The organism is Pedobacter sp. KACC 23697 (assembly GCF_045348445.1).
Lineage (GTDB): Bacteria > Bacteroidota > Bacteroidia > Sphingobacteriales > Sphingobacteriaceae > Pedobacter.
Genome location: NZ_CP157485.1, coordinates 2,760,519 through 2,776,486, shown reverse-complemented (window position 1 = coordinate 2,776,486; position 15,968 = coordinate 2,760,519). Strand labels below are relative to the sequence as shown.

The 15,968-nt window shown below is 40.4% G+C and carries 13 protein-coding genes; 3 read left to right on the top strand and 10 right to left on the bottom strand.

What is annotated here, in order from left to right; all coding sequences use genetic code 11:
- Nucleotides 1-416 precede the first annotated feature (416 nt).
- Both ABEG20_RS11120 and ABEG20_RS11115 read left to right on the top strand, forming a co-directional pair.
- Nucleotides 417-1,037 carry a sterol desaturase family protein gene (locus tag ABEG20_RS11120; protein ID WP_406823416.1) on the top strand — a complete coding sequence of 207 codons (621 nt, stop codon included), beginning with the start codon at nucleotides 417-419 and terminating at the stop codon, nucleotides 1,035-1,037.
- 1 nt (nucleotide 1,038) lies between these two features.
- Nucleotides 1,039-1,980, top strand: coding sequence for a phosphatase PAP2 family protein (locus ABEG20_RS11115; RefSeq protein ID WP_406823415.1), 942 nt, complete (start codon nucleotides 1,039-1,041; stop codon nucleotides 1,978-1,980).
- Nucleotides 1,981-2,051: 71 nt separating this feature from the next.
- On the opposite strand, the gene ABEG20_RS11110 is transcribed toward ABEG20_RS11115, so the two are convergent.
- The 4 genes from ABEG20_RS11110 to ABEG20_RS11095 all read right to left on the bottom strand — a co-directional run bounded on the left by ABEG20_RS11110 (nucleotide 2,052) and on the right by ABEG20_RS11095 (nucleotide 9,257).
- Complete coding sequence (locus tag ABEG20_RS11110) at nucleotides 2,052-3,287, bottom strand: alkaline phosphatase family protein (RefSeq protein ID WP_406823414.1); 1,236 nt, start codon at nucleotides 3,285-3,287, stop codon at nucleotides 2,052-2,054.
- Between the two features lie 10 nt (nucleotides 3,288-3,297).
- Nucleotides 3,298-4,224, bottom strand: a complete 927-nt coding sequence (locus tag ABEG20_RS11105) for a metallophosphoesterase family protein (RefSeq protein WP_406823413.1) — start codon at nucleotides 4,222-4,224, stop codon at nucleotides 3,298-3,300.
- Entirely contained in the window at nucleotides 4,224-5,498 is a 1,275-nt protein-coding gene (locus ABEG20_RS11100) for a RagB/SusD family nutrient uptake outer membrane protein (RefSeq protein WP_406827392.1), read from the bottom strand. Before ABEG20_RS11100 ends, ABEG20_RS11105 begins: the two co-directional genes overlap by 1 nt.
- A 549-nt stretch (nucleotides 5,499-6,047) precedes the next feature.
- A complete protein-coding gene (locus ABEG20_RS11095) occupies nucleotides 6,048-9,257 on the bottom strand; it encodes a SusC/RagA family TonB-linked outer membrane protein (RefSeq protein ID WP_406823412.1) in 3,210 nt (1,069 codons plus the stop codon).
- 192 nt (nucleotides 9,258-9,449) lie between these two features.
- Here ABEG20_RS11095 and ABEG20_RS11090 point away from each other — a divergent pair, with 192 nt between their 5' ends.
- Entirely contained in the window at nucleotides 9,450-10,070 is a 621-nt protein-coding gene (locus ABEG20_RS11090; protein ID WP_406823411.1) for a TetR family transcriptional regulator, read from the top strand.
- On the opposite strand, the gene ABEG20_RS11085 is transcribed toward ABEG20_RS11090, so the two are convergent.
- The 6 genes from ABEG20_RS11085 to ABEG20_RS11060 all read right to left on the bottom strand — a co-directional run bounded on the left by ABEG20_RS11085 (nucleotide 10,042) and on the right by ABEG20_RS11060 (nucleotide 15,711).
- Nucleotides 10,042-10,227, bottom strand: a complete 186-nt coding sequence (locus ABEG20_RS11085) for a hypothetical protein (RefSeq protein ID WP_406823410.1) — start codon at nucleotides 10,225-10,227, stop codon at nucleotides 10,042-10,044. The two genes, ABEG20_RS11090 and ABEG20_RS11085, sit on opposite strands and share 29 nt — an antisense overlap.
- An 86-nt stretch (nucleotides 10,228-10,313) precedes the next feature.
- Nucleotides 10,314-10,514, bottom strand: a complete 201-nt coding sequence (locus ABEG20_RS11080; protein WP_406823409.1) for a KOW motif-containing protein — start codon at nucleotides 10,512-10,514, stop codon at nucleotides 10,314-10,316.
- Between the two features lie 245 nt (nucleotides 10,515-10,759).
- Entirely contained in the window at nucleotides 10,760-11,581 is an 822-nt protein-coding gene (locus ABEG20_RS11075; RefSeq protein ID WP_406823408.1) for a universal stress protein, read from the bottom strand.
- 34 nt (nucleotides 11,582-11,615) lie between these two features.
- Nucleotides 11,616-13,055 carry an inorganic phosphate transporter gene (locus ABEG20_RS11070; RefSeq protein WP_406823407.1) on the bottom strand — a complete coding sequence of 480 codons (1,440 nt, stop codon included), beginning with the start codon at nucleotides 13,053-13,055 and terminating at the stop codon, nucleotides 11,616-11,618.
- A 174-nt stretch (nucleotides 13,056-13,229) separates the two neighbouring features.
- A complete protein-coding gene (locus tag ABEG20_RS11065) occupies nucleotides 13,230-14,312 on the bottom strand; it encodes a hypothetical protein (protein ID WP_406823406.1) in 1,083 nt (360 codons plus the stop codon).
- Nucleotides 14,313-14,409: 97 nt separating this feature from the next.
- The gene (locus ABEG20_RS11060) at nucleotides 14,410-15,711 is read right to left on the bottom strand and encodes a hypothetical protein (protein ID WP_406823405.1); all 1,302 of its coding nucleotides are present in this window, start codon (nucleotides 15,709-15,711) and stop codon (nucleotides 14,410-14,412) included.
- Between the last annotated feature and the right edge of the window lie 257 nt (nucleotides 15,712-15,968).

Genomic DNA, 15,968 nt, shown 5'->3' with positions numbered 1-15,968 from the left:
AGTTTAAAGATCTCTCCATTGCGCTCCGGATGAAAAATCGGTGAGCTCCAGTCGAGATGACGTTGGGTGAATGTTGATTGTCATTCTGAGTACAACGAAGAATTTTTAATGATAAGGTTCAGGTTCTGTGATTTATAGGTTAAAAGATCCTTCACTGCGTTCAGGGTGTCATTCTGAGCGAAGCCGAAGACCCTTCAACACAGTTTAAAGATCTCTCCATTGCGCTCCGGATGAAAAATCGGTGAGCTCCGGTCGAGATGACGTTGGGTGGATGTTGATTGTCATTCTGAGTGTAACGAAGAATCTTTGACTATAAGGTTCAGGTTCTGTGATTTATAGGTTAAAAGACCCTTCACTGCGTTAAGGGTGACAGGAGAAAAAAGAGTGGAGTCGAAGACCAGTTTAAATAATTTACAATGAAAAAGAATTTTGTTTCAAATTCAACTGCATCCATCAGGATGTTTAAAAATGACTTTTTGGAAAGCCTCTCAAAAGTTCGTTTTTATGTACCATTGATTGTATATGTCCCGGTTATTGCCTTTCTTTTTTGGAAAGCACTTTGGGCAATCGAGATGCCGGTTTTAACCTTTTCTGGTTGGTTTTTGTTGGGCTTAGCTATCTGGACCATCACGGAATACATCTTACATCGTTATGTTTTTCATTTCGAACCTGAAGCGGAATGGGGCAAAAAAATCCACTTTATTTTTCATGGGGTACATCACGATTACCCTAATGATGCCAAAAGATTGGTGATGCCACCCTCTGCCAGTATCCCGATGGCATTAGGCTTTTACTTCCTTTTCGATTGGTTATTGCCCGATAATATGGTTTATCCGTTTTTCTCAGGTTTTATGATCGGTTATCTGTTTTACGATATGGTGCATTATGCACTTCACCATGCTAATTTTAAAAGCGGTTTCTGGAAAAAGCTCAAGCAACATCACATGCTTCACCACTATTCTGATTCAACCAAAGGTTATGGGGTAAGCTGGACTTTTTGGGACCATATTTTTAGGTCTGATTTTGACAAAAAATAACATGCAGCAACAATCATTGTTTAAAAAAGACTTTTATAGTATGCGGAATATTTATCTGACAGTTGCTATATCTGTTGGATATCTATTGTTATCAGTACTGCTGGTGGGCTTTAAAACCGATCAGTTGTTGCTGATTTTTATTTTTAATGCTTTATTTTACCTATCGAGTGGAACCAGAAAGTTTATCCTTGGCTTTTCGATCTTTATTGTCTATTGGATCCTGTTTGATTACATGAAGGCTTTTCCAAACTATCTTTTTAATACGGTACATATTGAAGATTTATATCATCTGGAAAAAAGTACTTTCGGCATCAATTACCATGGCTTAATACTTACACCTAACGAGTATTGGAAGATAAACAGTACGTCATTTCTAGATGTGCTGACCGGGGTATTTTACCTGATGTGGGTGCCTGTTCCGCTGGCCTTTGCTACTTATCTTTTCTTTAAAAATAAAGAACAGTTTGTTTGGTTTTCACTAACCTTTGTTTGGGTGAATTTATTAGGTTTTGTGGTTTATTATGCTTTCCCGGCTGCTCCACCATGGTATGTACAGGAACATGGCTTCGAATTTATAGCCAAAACGGCTGGCAATACTGCCGGATTGGCCCGTTTTGATGATTACTTTGGTCTTACACTTTTTCATGGGATATACAGCAAAGGTTCCAATGTGTTTGCGGCCATGCCATCGCTGCACTCCTCATATCCGGTTATTGTTTTATATTATGGTTTGAAAAACCGCCTGGGGAGAATTAATATTTTCTTTTTTACCGTAATGTTAGGCATCTGGTTTTCGGCGGTTTATACCAGTCATCATTATACGCTCGATGTGTTTGCCGGATTACTATGTGCGCTTTTGGGCATTATTTCTTTCCATTATTTAATGCGCTATAATAAGTTGAAACAGCTTACAGCGAAAATGATAAGTGCCATTGGTAAATAAAAAAAGCCCAACAGACGATCTTAAAAGATTAGCTATTGGGCTTAGTCATAAAATTTATTAGCATGAACTCGTTATTTAATGCTTATCCATCTGTTGAGCATGTTATCTGGTGCTTCAACCAGGACTTTATAGAAAAAGGATGGGTAGTTTTTAAGGTCTGCCAAATAATGTTGCTGATTCACATCAACCTCGCCCAATAAATGATAGTCATCTTTTCCTCCTGTTTTAAAATCATTGGTGGTTGCCAGCCAAATTTTTACTTTTCCTTTCTTATCTAATGCTTTCCAGCTAATGTCAAGGTGGTTTTGTACATCATTTGCTTTTAGTGCAGCTATAGATACCGGGCCAATAAATGATGTGCCGTCAATTTCCTGTTCTACACTTTTTGGTAGTTTTACATGAAGGTAACGGGCAATGGATGGCATAATATCCACTATACCAAGATCGAAGTATTGCGCATAAGTATTCAGGTTTTTATAATTGCTCACCATCCAGGTAGAACGTTGACGCTCAGATTGTCCACCATGTCCGCGGCCAGTTTTTTCATCACGTCCATGATCGGTTGTCATTACTATCAGCCAATCTTCTTTAAATTGCTGTTGACGGTAAGTAATGGCATCCCAGATCTGGCCCATTTGTTTATCCAGCATCTCAACAGCTTTATAAAACTCCGGACTGTCTCCATAACGGTGTCCCATATCATCCGTATATTCCAGGTATATCCATGAAAGATCAGGCGCTTGATCGTGAATGGTATTAGCAGCCTGTTTAACCACTTCTTCATCAATAAGATGCATGTAGTCAGCCTTTTTATCATGTTTAAAGCGGGCGGTATCTAACTCGAAACCATCTGCTACAAAATCGGGTTTAAAGTTTCCGGTTTCAGGAAGGCCATCGCCAAGCAATTTGGTGCGGTTATCGGTCCAGCTGGAGAAAATAGCTGTTTTTTTATCCGGGTACTGGTTTTTAAAAAGCCTGAAAATGTGCTGATAGTTGTAATTTGGTGACTTGATATCATTATCGGGTACGTTATGCTTGTTAACCCACGTGCCAGTAAGCAAACTGTTGTAGCCCACGGCAGATATGGTGGGCGTTTCGTTATAACTTGCTTTATCTCCACCCACGTGCATGCGCGAGTAAGATCCTGCGGAGATGATCTTTTTGAAATTAGGTAACGCCAAACGTTCTATTACATCGGCAGGGATGCCATCAGCGATCACATACACCACTTTTCGTGGCCTGTTTTGAGCAATTGCCGATAAGGATAAAGAAAAAAGACAGGCAAAAATAATTGTTCTGATTAACATCGTTTTATGATTAGAAAGGGTGTGGTAAATATTCGTTTTCAACTGTTCCATCATCGTACATTTTAAGTATTGCATACCCGGGAGGCGTTTCCAGATAATAACCGGGGCCAGCCGATTCTGCATCGCCCTTGCCCCACCAGAAACCACTCATGGCCCCATTGCAGCAGTATTGAACACCATTGTATACTGTTTGATCAGAAAGATGGTTGTGTCCGCTCAGGCAGATTTTTACCTTGTGGCGGTTTTTGTAGAAAAGATCTTTTAGCTTTTTACAGTCCGAATGTCCGCCACCAACCAATACCTGGGTGGTACCCAGAATTGGATAATGTGACATGAGTAGGGTAGGCGTGCCGGCAGGCAGGTTTTTTAATTCCTGCTCAAGCCAGTGATATTGATCATCATCAAGGGAGATTTTGTTGTTGTTGCCATCGAGAATAATAAAATGCCAGTTTTTTTTAGAGAAGCTATAATAACGGTTAGGGATTTTCAGCCGTTTTACCACGTAGTCCTTTCCATACATTTCATCATCTTTTGTTGGGGCCTTCCACCAGGTATCATGATTGCCGATACAACTGTGTACTTCGTATTGATCAATTGTTCTAATGCAATCATCCCAGATCTCCCATTGTTCGGTTACCTGTTTGCGCTCTACATTATCGTAAGAGGCATCGTTAATGGAATCTCCTCCGTTTAAAAAGAAATCAACTTGATGTTTGCTGATGATCTGTTTTAAACATGCTTTAAATCGTTCTGGCGCATTTTCACCTGCACGGATATGAACATCGGTAATATGTGCTATGGTAAGCACCAGTTTTTTGCCTTTTGGTTTATCCGGAAGCGTTTCTGCAACCAGTGCAGGCAGCGTACCAGAAAGTGCAGCGCCTGTTGATAGTCCGATCGCCTTTATTAAAGACCTTCTCTTTATTTCTGTCATCATTACCAACCAAAAATTTGTTTTAGTTTAGGATTCAGGATTACTTGTTGCTGCGGGATAGGGCGATAATAGAATTTTGGTTCCTCAAAGTTTCTGGTCACGTTTTCTGTTACGATATTACCGCCATTGTTTCCATTTTTCAAATAAACCGTTGCATCCGTGCCGATTAACCCTGTACGGTAATAAATAAGTTTTACCCCAAGTGAATTTTTTTCTTTCTGGTCTTCGCCGGGAATAGTAGCCGTTCGGTCAATCAGAATAATATCATCAACACCATCACCGGTAAGGTCGTATTTGCCTAATCCGGCAAAATACATGCCTTGGGGGCTTGTGGTCAAAAGTTTGCCTGCCTTCCAACGCATTAAATCGTCAAAGCGCATGTTTTCGAAAGCATATTCTACCCTGCGTTCCCTTCTGATTTCGAGTATTACACCTGCGTTAGCGGTAACATTTGGATACTGTAATTGCAATGCCGGATCTGGATTGGCATTAGCCGCTGCCAGGTTAAGATCGGGCAACCCCGCTCTTTTACGAAGCAGATTTATCGATTGGTCGAGCTGGGCCTGCGTTAATGTGCCCAATTCAGCAAGCGCTTCAGCATAAGTTAACAGTATTTCTGCATAGCGGTATACCGGAAAATCTACACCGTTTAAGATCGCGTTATCAGTGCTGTTTACATAACCTTTCAACTGATGATAACCTGTAAAATTTTTGTTTAAACGCTGGATATAGGGGGTAGGATCGGGTACCCTGATCCATCCCGGGTAAACCATTGTCTGCGACATCCGCGGATCGCGGTTTTTAAATTCTGCCACAAAACCCAACTGCGCATAGTTTGCTACATCTGTAAACCTGCTTCCATCTTTCATGAGGTAAGTCTGCAACAGGTCTTTGGCCGGAGCCTGCTCGTAATCGCCGAATACAGTAGAATTAACATTCTGGCTTTTGCTCTTGTTCAGGTCAAAGATGTTAACTAAAATCACTTCGCTATTGGCTGTTAAATCCTGACTGGAGAAAAGCGTTGCATAATCTTGTTCCGGTTTTCCGGTGTTGTAAATAGTAAACTTTTTGCTGGCGATGATCTCTCCTGAAATTCTTGCTGCAGTTTCTAAGAAAGCATTGGCTGAACCGCTTAAATTCAGTTCGTTATGGTATTTACGATAAGTCCCTTCATACAGTGCTGCACGTGCGTATAAAGTGGCTACTGCCCATTTTCCCGGAGTACCTGCCGGAACACTCTCCCTTACATTTTTATAGGCAAAATCTAAATCTGCCATGATACTGTCGGCAATTAATGCCCTTGGATCACGAGCTTTGTAAAGTTTTTCATCACCTGGTTCCAGCGTACCTGAATACCAGGGCACATCAGAGAAACGCTTTACTTTGTCTAAATAGAATTCAGCACGGTAATACCTGGCTAAACCCGCGTAGTGGTTTTTAATGGCAGCAGAGACTTGCGCTTTTCCGTAATTCTCCAGAAAATAGTTAATGTTTCTTAATCTGCTCCAGCTCCAGCCCGTAGTAATGTTCTGGGCGTTCGCGTTGCCGGTCATTATATTTTTTACCTCTACTGCCGCTGTAGTGGCTACGTTATCCGTACTCTGATCATTAAGGTAAGTACTGCGGTCTGGCTGCGAGACTAAGCCATTTACATAGAGCGAAAGATCACTTTCTGTATTAAAAAAGAGGCTAGGGGAGATGGAGGTTTGAGGGAAACGATCCAGTCCGTTTTTTTTGCAGGCTGCAAGCATGCATATAGCTGCAATAAATAGGAAATATAGATATTTTTTCATTTTCAAATGATTTAATGGTAATATATCCAAAGATTAAAAATCGAGGTTTAGACCGAAGGCATATCTTCTCTGGTAAGGATATGCCCAGGCACTTGGTCCCTGGTTAACCGCTTCAGGATCGATAAATTTCTTGATAGAAGAAAACTCGTACAGGTTTTCTCCGGTAACAAATACGCGAAGACGGTTTACATGAAACCTTTTGGTCCATTGAACTGGTAGCGTATAACCGAACGACACATTTTTGATCCTCAGGTAAGCACCGTTTAACAAATATTTAGTTTGGGGGATATCTAAACCCGATCCATAATTGGCATCAGCAAGCCAAGATTGTAATACCGGGTATTGAGCATCGGTATTCGCATCAGCAAGCCCGGCGGCAATATATGAAGCCGAATGTTTGGCTCTTTGCGCTGGTGAATCGGCTGTTCCGCGGTAAAAATCAAGGTTCCATGGATAAACATTTGCATATGGCTGCTGATAAGGACCCCAGAAAAGATAGTGGTGAGGGTAAAAATCTCTTTTGAGTACGCCCTGCAAAAATATGGAAACATCGAAACCACTCCAATCCATATTCAGGTTGGCGCCGATTGTATAACGGTCAGCACTGTTCCCGATAATTTTTAAATCTTTGGGGTCGTTTGAACTTAAACCTCTTTCAATTTTTTTATTTCCATCAAGATCAACATATTTTGGCCATCCCTCAACAATGGAAAGTGCACCCCACGGAATAATTGCAGATTCATCTAAAGCGGCAATTTCTGCTTTACTGCGGAAAACGCCGTCATTCTGTAATCCCCAGATCTCTCCGAGTGTCTGCCCCTCGCGGTAATTTGAAAATAGGTTCTGGTCATTTTTAAACCTGGTAATCTTGGCTTTAGAATCGGCCAGGAATATTTTAGCATCAAAACTGAAGGGATTCGGACCCAGTTCAAACCTATCTCTATAGGTTACTGAAAGTTCCCATCCTTTGGTGCGGAGATCGGCCGAATTCTGACGTGGTACACCAGTGCCTAACACACCCGGAAGTTCCTGCCCTGCAGTAAGCATACCTTTGGTATCGCGGATATAATAATCGAAAGTGAAAGAAAGTTTATCGTTCAACAGGGCAATATCGGTACCCATATTTAAGGTAGATACCCTTTCCCATGTATAAGTGCGTGGGTCTACGTTTAATCCGGGAGCACCATTAATCACCTGGTTTTGGCCATTGCCTCCAATTAAATAACCTGAGGTACCAGGTACAAGAGATTGGATATAACCAAAATCGCCAACATTCTGGTTTCCAAGATCGCCATATGAAGTACGAAGTTTAAAAGTAGATACCGTAGATAATAATGGTTTAAAGAAATCTTCTGCACTTCCTATCCAGGCGATCGATGCCGAAGGGAAAAATCCCCAGCGTCTGTCTATCGGGAACCGCGATGAACCATCGTACCTTCCTGTAGCTTCCAGGATATACTTATTTTTATAGGTGTAATTTAACCTCGAAAATGCACTGTTTGTGGCGTAAGCTGAATAAGCAGCGCTGGCTGTAGCGGTTCCGCTGGTAAGCGATAGGTAGGGTAGAGAAGAAGAAATCAGGATATCTTTGCTCGCATTCACAGTAGAATAGCTATAGTCTTCACTGTTAAAACCCACCATTGCACTGAAAAAATGATCGCCCAGCGTTTTTTTATAAGTGCTATAGATATTAAATGCGTTATTAAACAGGTAACCGTTGTTTTCCGTTACTGAACCGGTTCCGCCTTCTTCGCGGATATCATTCGGGCCATAGCCGATTTTGTATTTTTTACTGTCATTATGAGTTTTCCAAAGCTCACGTTTAAAAGATGCATCGGCGTTTACCTGAAGATCGCCTTTTAAAAATAAAGCTGTTGCACTGGTAATATTCTGGAAACCGAACATATTTTGAAGGTTATTTCCTCCGTCAACAAGTTTTGCAGCCAGTTTTCCAGCAGCGGTATTTGCCCAGGTACCATCGGGATTCGTAGCTACGTCGGTAGGCATGAGGTAATACAAATCTGTGATGTTTCCGTTAGGAAGTGCCCGTTTAGTTTGATAAATATTCAGGTTATTGTCGATTTTAAGCCAGGATAGCGGGGAGAAGCCTACTTTTGACCTTAATCCATAACGGTCCCAGTAATCTGCAGTCAGTTTATTTAACCCGTTATCTCTGGTGTAATCTGCAGAGAGATAGTAGGTTAATGGTTTTTCGTTTACGGCAGCCCCGCCCGAAAAAGTAAGGGTATGGCTTTTAGATAAACTTGAGTGATTAAAAAAGTATTTATACCAGTCATTGCTGCCCATATAGGCCCATTTGGTTGGGTCGGTTGGGTTTAATCGGGTATCAGCTATAGCAGGATTATCTGACCTTTCTTTTGCCCAGCGGTAATACTCATCAGTATAATTTACATAATCCCATGGGGTATTGTCAGTAGAAGTTTCGAGAACCCTCGAAAAAATATATGGATCGGTTACCGGCTTAGGCAGTAAGGTTGGTTTAGCCCATGATTGGAAGGTATTGTAACTAATTACATTATTACCGGCAACACCTTGTTTAGTGGTGATCAAAATTACACCAAATGCTGCACGTGCACCATAAATGGCGGCAGATGCCGCATCCCTTAATACGGTAAAAGAGGTAATGTCGGCCGGTGTTAATCTCAGCATATCATCATTACTTGTTGCCGGAATACCATCAATTACAATTAACGGAGACCCTCCATTGATAGAAGTATATCCCCTGATGTTGATGTTGGGTACACTGCCAGGCGCACCGCCTGCGTAAGTGATATTAAGCCCGGGACTAATGCCCTGTAAACCCTGTAATACGTTGGTTACCGGTCTCGATTCGAGCTGCTTGCCAGAGATCTGATCAATTGCGCCGGCAACATTGATTTTCTTCTTGGTTCCAAAGCCAACAACCATTACCTCATCGAGGTTGGCAAAGTCAGGAGATAAGGAAACATCGATTTTTGCCCTGTCAGCAACTGCAATTTCCTGTTGTTTGTAGCCAATGTAGGAAAAGATAAGTGTGGCATCAGGTTTTACATTACTTAAGCTGTAAACACCACTAATGTTGGTGGCAATATGCAGGTTTGTCCCTTTTACGGTAATGTTTACGGCAGGGAGTGTTTCCCCCGTCTTTGCATCAGTGACCACACCCTTAATGGCAATCCCTTGTGCAAAGCCGCTAGCAGATAGAATCAATAGCATGAACATCCAGAGTAGCTTTTTTTTCATTTTCTTAATATTTAGTTGTTTGATTTGGAATGATAAGCTCTTTTTAGCGGTGCTAAATTGAGTATAGCATGTTAAAGTTAGGTTAAGACTAAATTATTATATTAATTGAATGTTCATTCAATCTATTAGGGAAAATAAATTTGCAAAATCCGACTACTTTTGATTAGTTTGCCCTATTATATTAACTGCACGATGGGACGTAAAAGCCTAAAAGAGACAAGGCGACAGGAAATTATCAAGGTATTTTACCAGGTAGCCAAAAAGGAGGGTTACGAAAATACCTCTATTGCCAAGATTGCCAAGGTAATGGATATTAACCCGAGCCTTATTATTCATTATTTTGAAACCAAAGAAGGGCTTACTTATGAACTGATCGATCATATACTCGATCGGTATTTACTGATTTATACCGTAAAAAACAAAGGAAAAGCAACCCTGAATGATTTGCAGGGTACTATTGAGATGTTGTTTTCCAAAAAATGGAATTTACTGTTTGATGATGGATTGTTCTATACCTTTTACGCACTGGCATTCAGGGAAAAAAAGATCAAGGCGAAATATAAACTTATTTTAGATGCACTCCGCAATGGCCTGGCCCTCATGATTGAGCAGTGCAACGAACAGCAGATCACGAATGTAGAGAACCCTCAGGTTACGGCCGATTTTATTTTCGTACTGGTAGATGGTGCTTATTTTTACTTGTCAATGGAAAGTGATAAGAAGGCTTATTTAGATCGTTTAGCTTATTATAAACAAAAGGCATATGATGTTCTTTCCATACCCCTTAAGATTGTTTCTGCTCCCGCTTGCTAAACTGCCGGCTTAAAGCATATAAACCAATAGACATCCAGAGTACATTTGCAGCGGCATTGGGTAGGTCGTGCGTATCTAATGCAGTTATGGCTAAACACAATCCACCCAATATATTGAGCGCCTGAAAAGAAAATGAATCGGGCCGGATTAATTTCATGCTTAGAAAAAGGTATCCCAGCGTACAAAACAACACTCCAGACCATCCGATAATTGACATTGCTAATTTCATATTATTAACTGGATTTATTTTTCGATTTCTTTCGGTACTACATTTTTCATCAACGTTTTAAACCTTAACGTGTTATCCTGCTCTACTGTAATGGTAATATGGCCTGTTTTACTGGTGTTAATGTCGTTTATTTTGCCCCACTTGCCTTTATGTGTTCCGGCGATAACGAGACATAGGTCTCCATCTTTTAGTGCTGTTGTTTTATCGTTGTACATTGGCTAAAGCTATCGTTAGCGCTAAGCTAAAAATAAATGGGACAGACATGGAAAAAAACTGAAATTTGGTTATTTCCATTATGAATTTTTAATCATTAAAGATCCTTCAGTGCATCCGAAAATTACCGGATCAGCATGATAATTGACTGACAGGTATGCACCGGGTAAATGATCATAATATTTATAACACTTACTTACTGATCATTACTGCAACGTCAAGAGACTAAGGAATTCGGACTAAAAAATTATTCGTGTAACACCAAAATAGCCTTCACCGTTTTGTTCATTACCTGGTTAACCGTACTACTAGTGAATAACCGGTAGATAATATTGTGGTGATGTTTAACTAAACAAAGTATATCGGTATGATTACTTTTGATAAAATCCATAATACCATTTGGCGCACTACTGTCCATGATGTAGTTAAATGTTATTTCTGTATTAGGAAGCAATTCCCTAATCCTTTTTTCTCCAGTTTGAATATGGAGTTCATCCGATTTTTCGGCAACATAAAGCACTTGCATTTTTCTTGTACCCGAGGCTTTTAAAAGCTCGCTCAGTGCGGTAATATCTTTAGGCGATAAAATCGTTTCATAGTCGGTGGCCAAGGTAATAACAGGAAAGTTGGTAAAACTGCTTTCTAAGGGAACAATCAGCGTTGGGATTCTCATTTTGGTAACCGCCATACTGGCGTTGCTGCCTACAATGCCGCTAATACCCGTTGCGCCGGTAATCCCCATTACCAGAAGTTCTACCTGGTTGTTTTCAGTGTGATGGGTGATTACTGCCCTTAAAAAGCCAACATCACATTTAGTTTCTAATTTAACATCAGTGTAGTTTTCTTTTGCCCTGATGTTTTCTGCCCATTCTTTTAAGGCAGTCCTTTTGTTTTCGTAATAAGATTCGATAAAAATGGCATTATAAGTACTGTTGTTTATGCCTTCGGTAGGGTGGATGGCATGGATGGCCATAACCTCCATTTTTAGTGTTTTCGCCATAGCCAAAGCATAAGCCAGGGCATTTCCTGCACTTCCCGAAAAATCTGTTGCTACAAGTATCTGTTTCATTTTTTTGAAGGATAATAAAATGATTTCAAAGAGATTAGATAAATAAATGAAAAAGCATAAATAACAAGGCGGCCAAAACAATTGATACCGGCAGGGTGAGTATCCAGGCCAAGCCAATATTTTTTAAGGTATTATTATTTAAATTATCTTTTCCGCCAGATGCGACCATGGCACCAGCTATCCCGCTCGATAATACATGTGTGGTACTTACCGGTAATCCAAAGGCTGTACTCAAACCGATGGTAGATGCGGCTACAACTTCGGAGGTTGCACCCTGGGCATAATTTAAATGTTCATTTCCAATTTTCTCACCAATGGTAACCACTATCCTTTTCCAACCGATCATGGTGCCCAGCCCCAGCGAAATGGAAATTAAAAGAATCACCCATAAAGGGGCAAACTCCACCACTTTAGCTAATTTGTCATGATTATCCGCAAGGAGCTGATCGTCGCCTTTTTTGATGATCAGTGTTTTATCTGTCCTTATTATTTTTACCGAAGTAATTATTTCTTCTATCTGCCTGCGGAAAAGGTAGGTGTTTTTTTTGTCTGTTTCGTTTTTTAGCGCCAGGTGAAATTTAGCCTTGTTAATTTTAGTTAACAACAATTTAATAGACAGTCTTTTGTCATGATTGAATGCTGCTGTTCTCTGAAGCACCTGTTCGGTTTGGTTCAATTGAAAAAGTATTTTATCATTGGGTATATGGTGGTTTACCGCAAATTTTGCAGGTAAAAAAGCAATCAGTATCAACATCAGCAAACCAACGCCTTTTTGTCCGTCGTTACTGCCATGGAAAAAGCTCACCAAGGTACACGTGGTGATGAGTAAGCTTCTGATGAGCAAAGGAGGACGATCTTCCTCACCCTGTGGGATATGAAAAAGTGCATGATACTTTACAACGTGTTTTAAAAAGTACATGAGCAAAACGGCCAGGCCAAAACCAATAACCGGCGATAAAATTAACGATAATCCGATTTCTTCGGCCTTACCCCAGTTTACGCCTTTGCCCCCGTAGTACCAGGTGAACGCCAAACCTGCACCGATCATAGCGCCGATCATGGTGTGTGAACTTGAGCAGGGGATACCCAGATACCAGGTACCCAGGTTCCATGCAATGGAGGCCAGTAAAACAGCCAGTACCATGGCAGCACCTACACCAACAGGAAGGTTCATTAATGCATCTAGGGGCACAAGTTTTAAAATGCCCATGGCTACGGCAATCCCTCCGGTAAATACACCCATGAAATTCCAGAACCCCGACCAAGGGATGGCCACCACTGGTTTAAGCGCTTTTGTATAAATCACTGTAGCCACTGCATTTGCCGTATCGTGGAATCCGTTAACAAATTCGAAACCAACAACGGCAAGTAAACATACTACAAAAATAATAACAAGAGGAGTACTTAAATCAGTATTTCCTATTAAGGGAATGATGTTGCAGAACGACGGCATAAGATCAGTTTGGATATCCATAGCAGACAACGGTATCTGCACTATTCAAATAAATGAATAAGTAACTGATTTAATTGGTGTGGTAGGTTAAATGATTATTATCAATTGGTTAATGCCAAATTTTAAAAAGAAAAAGGGAATACCCTTTGTAGTTAGCTATGGTTCCCCTTTTTCTTTTAGTACAGCATTTTAAATTTACTGAAAATATTGAGAAAGATCTGTGATTTTACCTGAAAAATAAGTACCTCTTGTATTCGCTAACACATTTTTAGTATCATTGATGACAAACAATTTCGATTTACCTGCTTCAAAATTAATTTCTCCATAACGGCCTTCATTGGGTTTAAAAGGAAAGGTTGCCAATACAAAGGGAGCACTGGTTGTTGTATAAGGAACAGTATTGGTACCTTTTTCAACAATATCAAAACTGTAAATATAATTGGCACCAGGTAATGGTGGAAGCTCTGTCTGGCTAAAAGAACCGTCTTTAAGCAATGTAAGCCTAATTTCAGGCATTACTTTTGTCCCAGCAGTAGCATATGCTGCAGTGGACTGCGGTTTAAGCCTGGTATAAAAAACAAGATCTACATCTACATTTTTAAACTGTGGGGCAAACAGCGTTTCGAATTTGGCGCTCACCAACATATTGGCGGCATTTACCGGTGGATCTAATTTTACATTATCTACTATCTTGGTTCCATCAAAAAAGAAATTGATGTTCTGGCGTGGGGTAGCCGATTCAATTGTTTTGGTCAGCAGAACAGCCGTTTCGCCTTTTCTACGCACGGTAATTTCTCTTGTATTACCTTGATCGATTAAGATAGGGGATAGGTTATTTATCGTGCCGGTACCGGATAGAAACACCTTTCCATCTAGTGAAAACTCGAGTTCGCCAGCCAGTGCATAACCCTTAATATTCAACGAGACGGAACTGTTGTATATTTTAATGCCATCGTAAAAAATACTAATAAACTGATCGAATGGTGCTGCCGTTATCGTTTTGGAGAGTAGTATTTCTGTAGAACCTTTTTTTCTTACTTTCAAATCAGCTTGCTGATCTTTTACGGTGAGGAGGGTTTTTACATTAATGCCCCCGGCAGGTGGAGCGGCTATTACACTATCTTTATAAAGGTATTCCAGCTGAACACTACTTGCACCAGTAACGTTTAACTGAATAATTTTAACAGGTTCGGGTTGTAGTAGTTCAGCCTTACGACAAGAAAAACTTAGTGCAGCGATGGCCGGGAGGAAGAAAAGGGTAAATATTTTAAGTTTCATATAAAGGTTACTTATCATTTAAAACAGATTGTTCTGTTTTATCATAAAGAGACTATACCCAAAGGGTATAGCCTCGTTTGATGAAGAGAGAAAAATATTAGAATACAAGTTTTGACCAACCTGAAGCCCAGCTTGGTAAAGTAACTGTAGCAGGAGAACCTGGAGTATTATACCATGGTTGTGCAACCCCGAAAGTGCTGGCGTTGGTTGCATTAACCACCAAAGTATTACTGCCACCATCAACGTAAGCACCAACAGCTGCTGTGATTGAATTGTTGAAACCGTGAACAGATGTACTTGAGATATCTGAAAGGCTTGCATTAGCATCACTATCGAAAGCAATGCCGGTATTATAACCAGAAACAATTACACCGATTAAACTAACTTCCGAACCTCTGCGTTCACGGATACCATTACGGTAACCTAAACCAGAAATACCGTTTGTATTTTCAGTTCCGAAAATGCTTACGTTTTGTAAAGTTGGGTGTGTTTTAGGGGTTAAGCTAAATGTACCATCTTCAGCAGGTGCATTGTTATCAGATTCGATACCGTTTGAATCGCTGTTACCACCGCTTGTGCTGTGGGTAGAATTTTTATCGGCAATGGCTACACAGTCACTTAATATACCGGTAAAACCGTTGTCGAAATCAAATTGGTCATCATCAGAAGCTAAAGCAATTAAACTGCTTGCATTAACTGTACCTCCGAAAAATTCGAAACCATCATCAAGACCGTAAGAAACCTGTACGTGATCGATAGTGGTACCGTTACCCACACCACCTAAAGTTAAGCCGTTAACCTCAACATTTGGAGCCAATTGGAAACCTGCATACTCAATACGTACATATTGGAAAGTACCACGGTTATCGGCATCATTAGAACCTCCATAGTGGAATTTAGCTTCATTAGCTAAACCTTCAATCAGTTTATCGCCAACATTGATTGTTGCATTACCTAAAATGATCACACCACCAAAATCGCCAGGAGTACCTGTTGTGCCGGCGTTGCCATCTAAAAGGTTACGGCTGGTAAATACGATTGGATCAGCAGCTGTTCCAGAGGCATTGATGGTACCATCTTTTGCAATAACCAGCACACCATTTTGTACACCAGGGGTATTTGCTGATGCTTTGATGTAAGTGCCTGGCTGGATGGTTAATGTAGCACCATTTCTAACGGTTACTACACCACTTAATTCGTAAACGTTTCCTGCTGTCCAGGTTACAGAGCTGGTAATGTCTCCGCTAACTGCCACAACCGGCAATGATGACTGTGAATAATCTGCTGCAGAAGTGCTGCGGTTGCCGAATGCAGATGAACCGCCTTCATTTTTTTTACAAGCTGTAAAAGAAACAGCAACAATTGATAAAAGACCGATTAAACTTTTGAAATTTTTCATTTTCGTTTTTTTATTTTCATAGGATCTGATAGGTATGATCCATTTTTTTAGGTTGATTTTTTTTGGTTATTTAGACATGTAGGCAGATAATTCCTTGTTTTACGGAAAATAAAGGCCTGCATATTGCTAAATAGGATGTTTTTTATATCTTAGTATTTCTTATCGATAACTAAGCAGATCTGTTCGATGCCCTTGGCATTTAACAGTATTTTTTTTAATATTTCAGGTTTATCCTGGATTGGCCGTTCCACTAGAAA